The following is a 9473-nucleotide window of genomic DNA, read 5'->3' on the forward strand; positions in this document are numbered from 1 at the left end:
GTTCGGAGTTACATCCGAGAACGGATTCGGGGCCGCGAATGCTGTCGTTGCGCCGAGGACGCAAGCAGCTGCCAATACTGTTGCCAATTTTTTGTTCATCATTGACACTCTCCTTTTACAAAAATATAAATCCCGTTGCTCTTTTGTGCAGGAGAATTTCAGAATGCGAGTTGCCTGGTTTCCTCTATCCTTAGCTTCTCCCGTTAAACAGGTCAGAGCGCAACCTGTTTAAATTGTCATTATTGTAGCATATGTCTTTAAGAATTTGCGAGCATTTATCAGTTTTATTTTAATCGTTTATTGCATAATTAAAATCACCGCCGGGGAATATCTCTTGGCGGTGATTTTCTATGCCGGACTATTTCTTTATTAAAACCAAAAATATAAGCAGGTTACCACCGCGAGCGCAAAACGATAGTACGCGAACGAAGCCAGGCTTGAATTATTTAAAAATTTCAGGAACCACAGTACCGACGCATAAGCGACGACGGCGGCAGTGACAAAACCCAACGCAAAAATGCCGAAATCGCTCCAATGCAAATACCGCCAAATTTTCAATAAATCATATGTGCACGCTACAAACATCAACGGCGCAGCCATGATGAATGAAAAGTCCGCGGCCGCTTTGCGGGAAATGCCGAGTAACAGCCCGCCTGAAATCGTCGAGCCGCTGCGCGAAAATCCGGGCCATAAAGAAAGAACTTGAAATACGCCGATCAAAACCGCTTGTTTTGTCGTAATAGCGTCGACATCGGCAGTACGTGTTCGAATATTGACACGTTCCGCAAACAACATCAGAATGCCGCCCAAGATCAAACCGATAACGACTGTTTGCCAGCCGAATAAATACGTCTTAATAAAGTGATGCGTCAGGTAGCCGACCGCCATCGCCGGCAGCATCGCGCAAACCAGATTGTAGCAGGAAGTGCCGCGTTTTTTGAACCAGTTTTCGCGCCGCAACATCATTTTAAATTTATCTTTATAAATCAAAAGCACAGACAAAATAGCGCCCAACTGAATAAACACTTCAAAAACGCTTTCTTTAGTACCTGAAAACCCGATCATATCTCCGACAATAATCATGTGTCCGGTGCTGGATACCGGAATATATTCGGTTAAACCTTCCACAATGCCGATGATTAACGCGGCCAAATATTCATACATACTCATTCCTCCTGCATGCAGTTCTTAGGCCAATAAGCCTTGATGAAACAACTTGTCCAGCACTATCCGATCTGTCGGGAATGCCAGCTCCGGCAAATCTCGGTAGTGAAAATAACGCGCATCCGCCGCGTCGTCCGCGGCTTGTAAATCCCCGCCCGTTACCTTGCAAATAAACCAGCAGCCGACACTGAGCGCAGCCGGCTGATGAAAGTTGGACTCGACTTCATAGATGCGCTCGACGATAACGGTAAGTCCTGTTTCCTCCGCCATTTCCCGAGTCAACGCGTCGCGGATATCTTCGCCCCACTCAATATGGCCGCAGGGAATGCACCATTTCCCCGGATAGGTTTCGCCGACGGCGCGTTGGACCAGCAATATCGCGCCCGAGTCATTCAAAACAATTCCCGCCACCGCCGCCATCGGATTGCGATACAAAATTTTTTCGCAATGCGGGCAATACAAGCGCGACTGCGCCTTATTCATTTTCATTACCGGGGGTGTGCCGCAATACGGGCAATAGCGATAGTCCATGCCGCCTCCACAAAAAAGAAGAACCGCTTCCGCAGAAGCGGTTCCTCAGCTATGGTTACATCAGTTCAGCGTAATGACCTGTTTCGGATCATCAATGTCAAAACTGAAATAATTTTCTTTGCTGTTATGTTCCAACTTTAAAGTCTTACCGTCAAACGAGCCGCGCCAGCCAACGATAATGGTATGATCCTGACTGAGTTTTTTAATAACTTCCAGCGGTTCCAATTTAAAAATCGGTGCGAAAAGGATTTCTACGCCGTCTAAAATCACGACATCCGCAGCAAGCGCCTTAAATGCTTTCACAAAAGATTCTTTCGCTTCCACCTTGCGCTCTTCGTTTTCCATTTCAAACAGTTTTTCCATTAAGAGCTCTTTGGCTTCTACGTAAGTATAGTCTTCCGCTTGTTCCACTTCCCGCAAAAGTTTGCTTTTCCCCGAACCGGCACCGCCGACCACAAAGAGCAACTTTTCCGGTAATTCCTGAACTTCCTGTACACGTGCCTTTACATCTGCTACTGTCACCATGCTATCACGCCCCTGTACAATTTTGTTATGGTTATTATAATATAGATTTTCCGAAATGGCTAGACTTGCGCGTCGGATTTATCTTGTGATTTGCGCGTAAAACCGTAGCGTTCCTCTGGCGTAGCCGCCTCGCTGATCCGCCCTTGCGTCAAAATGATGTCCGTCAACTGATCTTTTTGCGTATCCAGTACAAAGACCAAGTAAAGTCGTTTCGCAAGATTTTGCGGATAATACAATAATGCGGTCTGCTGTTGATCGCCGACATGCACGATGGCATTCGGCTCTCCGTAAACATGCGTCACGGTGGAAAGGCTGTCACCAATCGCAATGCCTTTATCCGTCGATGCATTCGTATTGCGTAAAAATACGCGTTTTATTTTTTGCGTCTTACCTTCTACCGTTACTCCGAAGTCACCATGCATCCAAATTTCGTTTTCTCCCTGCGTCAAATGCGTTTCCCACTCTGACCAGGAGGGCTCTCGGTACATTGTTCCCGGAACAAATCCCAATAGCGATGCCGGTGTATTTACGGTGAATGACAAATCATGTTTCTCTTTGGGTAAAGCGACATATGCCAGCTGCATTGACTTGACCTGCAATTCATGTATGGCAAAGGTCAACTCATAGTTAATTTCATTTTCGTACAGCCGATAGCGGTAGTACGAAGTTTTTGTCGACGGCTCATACTCTACTCGAGAAGGCGTGCCGTATACGCGGATTACATTTTCACGGCTGTTACCGATGCCGATACCGCGCGGTGTCATGAGCTTTGCTTTGGTGACTGTAAGCGCACTGAGTCCGGTCAGTGTTCGCATCGGTTCCACTCCGATCGCCGCAGCCGTTTTTTTACCATACGGCAAGTTCTGTTGCACTGTCGCTTCCGCCTCTGTAAAATGGTAGCGATCAATATGATTGCCTCGCACGATGGTAAGAGGTGCTCCCAGCACGTCAGCTAATTTCGCCGAGGCGTCACCGAGGCGCAAACCTCCTACGGAAAAATCTTGTGCCGCAAGCGGTTCGTTTTGAATTTTAGCAACACTCCATACAAGCATTTTCTGATTCCCGTCAGGACCCGTTTCCTGATGCGCGGTACCGGCCGCTGAATTGACTCCCGGCGGCGTCACCGGCATGGTTATCATATCCGCTTGTGCTGCGGCAAAACACGGTAAGGATATAGCCCAAGCGGCGATCAAGAACTTTTGTAAACTGTATTTTTTCATTATGTCCTCCACGGTACTTAATTTAACCGTTTGTTTCCCTTGCTCTCAATTATACCAAAATGCAATGTGGTAAAATATTCTCAGATGGATTATGTTTTTTAAGGAGGTTTTCCTATGTTACGCAAATGGATTTTAGCAGGCTTACTTGCCACCGGTCTTACCGCCACCGGAATGTACGGCGCGCAGGCCGCTGTAATGGATGCTACGGCGCCGCAACGCACCGTCTCGGTCGAGGGCCAGGCGCAACGCGAGCTGGTTCCGAATAAAGCGCAGATGCGTTTCGGCATTGAAGGTCAAGGCGCGGATGCCAAAGTAGCGAAAGAAGCCTACGATCAACGCATGCAATCGGTAGTGGCTGCCCTTAAAGCGGCCGGCGTGAAAGACAAAGACTTGAAAACTGCCAATTTCTTAATTACGCCGGTATATACGTATCCGAAAGATGGCACTGCGCCGAAAATCGAAGCGTATCGTGTAACCAACGAAATCGTCTTCGAAACGAAAGACACCGCTCTTTTGAGCCGCGTGTTGGATTCTGTTGTAAGCGCCGGCGCCAACACGGTTTCCGATGTTCAGTTTGTCGTGGATCAACCGCAACAGTTGAAAGACGAATTACTGGCCGAAGCCATTGATAACGGTCGGCGCACCGCACAAGTGATAGCGCGCGCGGGACACACCCGTTTAGGACGCCTGATGAATGCCAGCGTCGCTCCGACAAATGGGTACTGGCCGGCTCCGATGATGGCACGGGTCGCGTCTGATAATACGTCTTCCACGCCTCTTTTCCCCGGTAGTCAAAAAGTGTCGATGCGCGTCAGCCTCGTGTTTGAGTTAGTCGACTAGAGGCGTTCATATGGCGACAGAATGGAATACTCTTACTCCCGCCGAAGCCGCCGCCAAGTTTGTCGGCGCTGTTCGCGGCGGTATATTTTTAACGACAGGCACGCTTACCGAAGCCAACTCGATGTATTTAAATTGGGGATCGATCGGTTACCGTTGGCGGCGATATGTTGTCACGATTTGCGTAAAGCCGTCACGATACACGCATGAACTTTTAGAAAAAAGAAATGAGTTTACGATCTCCGTCCCTTTGCGTGATGATTACCGCGCGATGCTTCAATATTGCGGTACGCACAGCGGCCGCCATGAAGATAAAATCAGCGCGGCGGGTCTGACTCTTTGCGCTCCCAAACAAGGCAGCACACCGGTGTTAGGCGGCACGGGATGGCTGCATTTGGAATGTCGTACTTTGCAGTCGCTGGTATTTCCTAAAGAGAGCTTGGATCCGGAAATTTTCAGTTTCTTTTATGATCGTGATCGGGATGATGTACATACGTTTTACGTAGCGGAAATCACGAGTGCTTACGAAGTATGATTTTTTTGCAAATAGCCGTTCTTTTGAGCGGCTATTTTCTTTTTGTATATCACAAGAATACATTTGTCTATTGTCTTTCCACACTTATTTCGCTATAATAAGCATATTAAATTGTGGAGGGATGAATATGATTAAAAACTTTTGGCGCTGGGTCAATGAAACCAGCTTGGTAAAATTGATTCTTATCGGAATCATTTTGGGGATTCTTCTCGCCGTATTTATTCCCCAATGGGCAGCTTCCATTTCTATTTTAGGCACATTATTCGTTAATGCCTTAAAAGCGGTTGCGCCTGTTCTCGTATTTGTCCTGGTAATGGCGGCGCTGGCTACCAAACGCGCAGGTACTTCCAGCAACATGCGACCGATCTTGGTACTTTACGTTGTGAGTACTTTCATCGCTTCACTGACGGCTGTCGCGGCCTCTTTCCTGTTCCCGACAATTTTACAACTGCAAGTCACCGATGCGCAGCTCGCTCCGCCGACTAATATTATCGAAGTCATCCGTACTGTTGTTCTGAATATCGTGGATAATCCCGTACATGCACTCATAAATGCCAATTACATCGGCATATTGGCATGGGCGAGTGTCATGGGGATTGCGCTCCGTCAGGCCAACGACACGACGAAACAGTTAATCTCGGATTTCGCGCAAGTGATCACACAATTAGTACAATGGGTATTGCGCTTTGCTCCGATCGGTATTTTCGGCTTAGTTGCGTCCACCATTGCCGAAAGCGGATTCGATGCCCTCATCGGTTATGTAAAACTGCTTTCGGTATTGCTGGGTTGCTTCTTCTTCATCGCGTTGGTGATGAATCCTTTAGTCGCCTTTGTCAAAATGCGTATCAATCCGTATCCGCTTGTTCTGACAACCCTGCGTGAAAGCGGTTTGTACGCCTTTTTCACGCGCAGTTCCGCCGCGAATATTCCGGTTAATATGAACCTTTGCCAAAAGCTCGGCTTGGATGAAGATACATATTCCGTATCCATTCCGCTGGGTGCCACCATTAACATGGCGGGCTCAGCAATCACGATTGCGGTGCTGACACTTTCTGCCGTGCATACACTAAACATTCCTGTCGATTTTGCGACGGCGTTTCTCCTCTGCGTCATTTCTGCCGTCGGTGCCTGCGGCGCATCCGGTGTAGCGGGCGGTTCGCTTTTACTGATTCCCTTGGCCTGCAGCCTGTTCGGTATCAGCAATGATATTGCCATGCAAGTCGTCGGTGTCGGTTTTATCATCGGTGTTTTACAAGACTCCTGTGAAACCGCTTTAAATTCTTCCAGCGACGTGCTTTTTACCGCTGTTGCAGAATTTGCCGAACGTCGTAAAGAAGGTCGTTTATAGTTACTAAATAAAAAACGGTATCCTTTTGAGGATACCGTTTTTTTCTTTATACTTTACCTTCCACAAAATATCTTGTCCACATCGAAACTTCATTTAAGCTCGGATGCGGCGCCATCGTTTCACTCACCGTTTGCACACGTTGCGGTAAAAGCTCACGAACTAAACCTCGCTCGCGCAATTTCTGCACCGTCTCCGAACCGATTTCAGGATGAATCGGCGTCAAGTCCATAGTCCCTGCATTCAACAAATTCACATATGGCTGGAGTAAAACAGAGGCCTGATACCCCACCATATGAGCGCCCAAAATGATTTGCGTCGGACGATCAATCACCAGCTTGATGAACCCGTCTTCCGGACTCCCGTGCGTGATACCGAGCGCATAGGCTTTAACAGTATCAGAGTAATAATGTAACGCGGTCTGCACTTCATATCCCTGTTCTTTAGCTGCTTTTTCCGTCAAGCCCACATGCGCCGCTTCCGGATGCGTATAGGTAACGACCGGAACATTCGTGTAGTTTGCCCAGCGCCATTTTTTCGGATCTTTCTCTTCATACAAATTATGGGCAATAATGCCTGCTTCATAGTTCGCTTTGTGCCGGAACGGCGCCTGCCCATTCACATCGCCCAACGCATAAATACCCGTTTGGGATGTTTCCAAAAACTCGTTTGTGATGATATTACCTTTAGCGTCTGTTTTAATTTCCGTCTTCGCCAAATTCAGCCAATCTGTGTTGGGGATAATTCCCGAGGCGACGAAAACAACATCCGTGGTAAAGGTCTTATTTTCTTTCGTCGCGCGATCGCTAATCGTACAACGGATCTCCTCACCGTCTTTGCGAACACTTTCGACCGACTGATTGGTATAAACGGTGACACCCGCATTTCGCAAGGACTGCAAAACGAATTCCGAAATTTCCGGTTCTTCACGCGGCACAAGATATTGATTATGCTGCACCAAAGTCACGTTGACGCCCAATGCGGAAAAACTGTGCGCAAATTCGGTACCAATCGGGCCGCCCCCCAAGATCGTCATGGTCTCGGGCAACGTTTTGAGAAAACGATCACCGAAAAAAGATTCGCTTGTTAAATAAGGAATGGTTTCCAAACCGGGCACATCGGGGATATTGGTGCGCGCCCCCACGCCCAACACAATGATCGGCGCGCTAATATCTGTCGCTTTACTTGCGTCACAAGTGATTTGGAGTGTATCTTTACCGATGAATTTCGCGGTGCCGTGATAAACATCCAAATTTTCACGTTGCTCATAATCTTTCGCCATAGTTTGCGAGACGTTGATTTGTTTCCAAAGCCGTCGCGAAATAACTTCCCAATCGAGCGTCGGTTTCTCTCCTTTGACTCCCATTTCGGCCCAGCGTTCCGTATCCCGCAATGCGTCTGCCGCCGTTACCATAACCTTCGTCGGAATGCAGCCGTGGTTGAGGCAGGTACCGCCAAATTTAGCCCGTTCCACTACTGCTACCTTTTGCCCGTGTTGCAATGCAGTTTCCAACACGGTCAGAGCGGCACCGGTGCCCACTACGATTAAATCATATTTTTTTACCATGGTATCTCCCTTCGTTTGCATTAATGATTACTCATTTCCTTTATTTTAACATGATGACGAAAATAGAATTTTTTAAAGATGCTATAATGAAAAAAAGACTATGCAAAGGAGGTTGCTATGACACGCAAAAATGCATCCTATCAAGAACGACTGAAAGCATTTCAAGCCCTTTTACAAAATCATCAACGTATTGTTTTTTTCGGCGGTGCCGGCGTATCTACCGAATCCGACATTCCGGACTTTCGCGGGACGCACGGTATCTTTAACCGTGACACGGGTACGCCTTACTCGGCGGAAGAAATGGTCTCACATCATTTCTATGTCGAGCATCCGGAAGAGTTTTTCAGCAATTACAAAGTACGCCAAGGTATGATGAAGGATGTACAACCAAATCGCGCCCATATAATGCTCACCAAATTGGAAAAACTGGGAAAACTCCAAGCGATTATCACGCAAAATATTGACGGTTTACACCAACGCGCCGGTAGCCAAACCGCTTACGAACTGCACGGCTCCATTCATCGCAATTACTGTACAAAATGCCATGCATTCTATTCCATTGAAGATATTATCGAACGCAGCAATCCGATACCGCATTGTGGCAAATGCGGCGGCATTATTAAGCCGGATGTCGTTCTATTTGAAGAACCATTGGATAACGATACGGTTTTCAACGCGATTCAAGCGATTCGTGATGCTGATATGCTGATTATCGGCGGCACCAGTTTAGTGGTTTGGCCAGCCGCGGGATTCATTCATGAGTTTGGCGGCGATGCAATAGTGTTAATTAATCAAGATTCCACTCCGCGCGATCAAGCGGCCAATATTTTATTTCGAGAGTCTATCGGTCAGGTATTGGAGGACGCGATCTCGCCTTTACTTATATAAAAAACACGGCGTACGCCGTGTTTTTTTATTTCTATTGTTTCGTGTTTTCTTATTGATTCTTTTGCGGATGGTGTTTTGCCGTCACTTCTGTGCGACGTTTACGGGCACGATTACGACCGACTTTGATTTGCGGTAGCGGTCCGCCGATGACGTGACGTAAATGATCCGGCCAAGCGTAATCGACTGCTAACGCCAACAGCATAGCCAACAACGCCGCTACCGACCAAGGCACGAAAATAGTCAGCGCCTGCTCGCCGATCAGGCACCACAGTAAAAATAGTCCCATCCCGACCTGACCGATATAACCCCAGCCAATGGCATATACATAGCGAAGCCAACCGCTGTTTTTCTTTTGCTCCATTACGGTTCCGAAATAATAGGCAGCGGTGCCGACCGAAATCGCCAGCATCAAATGTCCGGCAATTCCCAGCGGTAACCCTTGCCAATAGCCAACCATAATAAAACCTATAAACCCGACCAATGCGCCGATGATTAGCGCCATGATGAGTGCTGCCAAGTAAGGAGAAAACACTGTTAAATTAACATACGGAATAATTTGCAAACCCATTCCGGCGATGCAAATCATAATATATGCAAAAGTAAATAAGACAAGACGTTAACGTGACATGTAAAAACTCCATTTCTCAGTATAAGTTATTTAGATTACAGCATTTCACTTCCGCTTCGCCAACTGCACCCGGTCACATAATAAAAAAGGCGCTGCTTACGCAGCGCTTTTTTGTTAATGATTATTTTTCGATGGCGCTGACAACGCCCGCGCCGACGGTGTGACCGCCTTCACGAATCGCGAAACGCAAACCTTCTTCAATCGCGATCGGCGTGATCAGTTCGATTTTCATC

The 9473-nt window shown here is 47.4% G+C and carries 11 protein-coding genes; 4 read left to right on the forward strand and 7 right to left on the reverse strand.

Annotated elements, in window-relative coordinates; all coding sequences use genetic code 11:
* Positions 1–369: 369 nt before the first annotated feature.
* From KIB08_RS06800 to KIB08_RS06815, 4 genes are read right to left on the reverse strand one after another with little or no spacing between them, the layout of a single operon-like run.
* On the reverse strand, positions 370–1164 hold the full coding sequence (locus KIB08_RS06800) for an undecaprenyl-diphosphate phosphatase (protein ID WP_303991179.1): 795 nt from the start codon (positions 1162–1164) through the stop codon (positions 370–372).
* Positions 1165–1188: 24 nt separating this feature from the next.
* Entirely contained in the window at positions 1189–1695 is a 507-nt protein-coding gene (locus KIB08_RS06805; RefSeq protein WP_303991181.1) for an NUDIX hydrolase, read from the reverse strand.
* A 60-nt stretch (positions 1696–1755) separates the two neighbouring features.
* Positions 1756–2220 (reverse strand): BREX-3 system P-loop-containing protein BrxF, encoded by a 465-nt coding sequence (gene brxF, locus KIB08_RS06810; protein WP_303991183.1) that lies wholly within the window; start codon positions 2218–2220, stop codon positions 1756–1758.
* A 59-nt stretch (positions 2221–2279) separates the two neighbouring features.
* Positions 2280–3440 carry a hypothetical protein gene (locus tag KIB08_RS06815; RefSeq protein ID WP_303991185.1) on the reverse strand — a complete coding sequence of 387 codons (1161 nt, stop codon included), beginning with the start codon at positions 3438–3440 and terminating at the stop codon, positions 2280–2282.
* Positions 3441–3554: 114 nt separating this feature from the next.
* On the opposite strand from KIB08_RS06815, the gene KIB08_RS06820 reads away from it, so the two are divergent.
* From KIB08_RS06820 to sstT, 3 genes are all read left to right on the forward strand, one after another.
* Positions 3555–4280: an SIMPL domain-containing protein gene (locus KIB08_RS06820; RefSeq protein WP_303991187.1), complete on the forward strand. Its 726-nt coding sequence runs from the start codon at positions 3555–3557 to the stop codon at positions 4278–4280.
* A 10-nt stretch (positions 4281–4290) separates the two neighbouring features.
* A complete protein-coding gene (locus tag KIB08_RS06825) occupies positions 4291–4812 on the forward strand; it encodes a flavin reductase family protein (protein ID WP_303991189.1) in 522 nt (173 codons plus the stop codon).
* 130 nt (positions 4813–4942) lie between these two features.
* Entirely contained in the window at positions 4943–6160 is a 1218-nt protein-coding gene (gene sstT / locus KIB08_RS06830) for a serine/threonine transporter SstT (RefSeq protein ID WP_303991196.1), read from the forward strand.
* Positions 6161–6206: 46 nt separating this feature from the next.
* Here sstT and KIB08_RS06835 read toward each other — a convergent pair whose 3' ends face one another.
* Positions 6207–7724: a dihydrolipoyl dehydrogenase family protein gene (locus KIB08_RS06835; RefSeq protein WP_303991191.1), complete on the reverse strand. Its 1518-nt coding sequence runs from the start codon at positions 7722–7724 to the stop codon at positions 6207–6209.
* A 117-nt stretch (positions 7725–7841) separates the two neighbouring features.
* Between KIB08_RS06835 and KIB08_RS06840 the strand changes: the two genes are divergently transcribed.
* On the forward strand, positions 7842–8612 hold the full coding sequence (locus KIB08_RS06840; RefSeq protein WP_303991193.1) for an NAD-dependent protein deacylase: 771 nt from the start codon (positions 7842–7844) through the stop codon (positions 8610–8612).
* 49 nt (positions 8613–8661) lie between these two features.
* Here the strand turns inward: KIB08_RS06840 and KIB08_RS06845 are convergent, their stop codons facing one another.
* Together KIB08_RS06845 and KIB08_RS06850 are read right to left on the reverse strand one after the other, a co-directional pair.
* Positions 8662–9114 carry a hypothetical protein gene (locus KIB08_RS06845; RefSeq protein WP_303991194.1) on the reverse strand — a complete coding sequence of 151 codons (453 nt, stop codon included), beginning with the start codon at positions 9112–9114 and terminating at the stop codon, positions 8662–8664.
* 247 nt (positions 9115–9361) lie between these two features.
* On the reverse strand, positions 9362–9473 hold a 112-nt coding region (locus KIB08_RS06850; protein ID WP_221417810.1), incomplete at its 5' end, for a hypothetical protein.

Source organism: Negativicoccus succinicivorans (assembly GCF_018372215.1).
In the GTDB taxonomy this organism is placed as follows: Bacteria; Bacillota; Negativicutes; order Veillonellales; family Negativicoccaceae; genus Negativicoccus.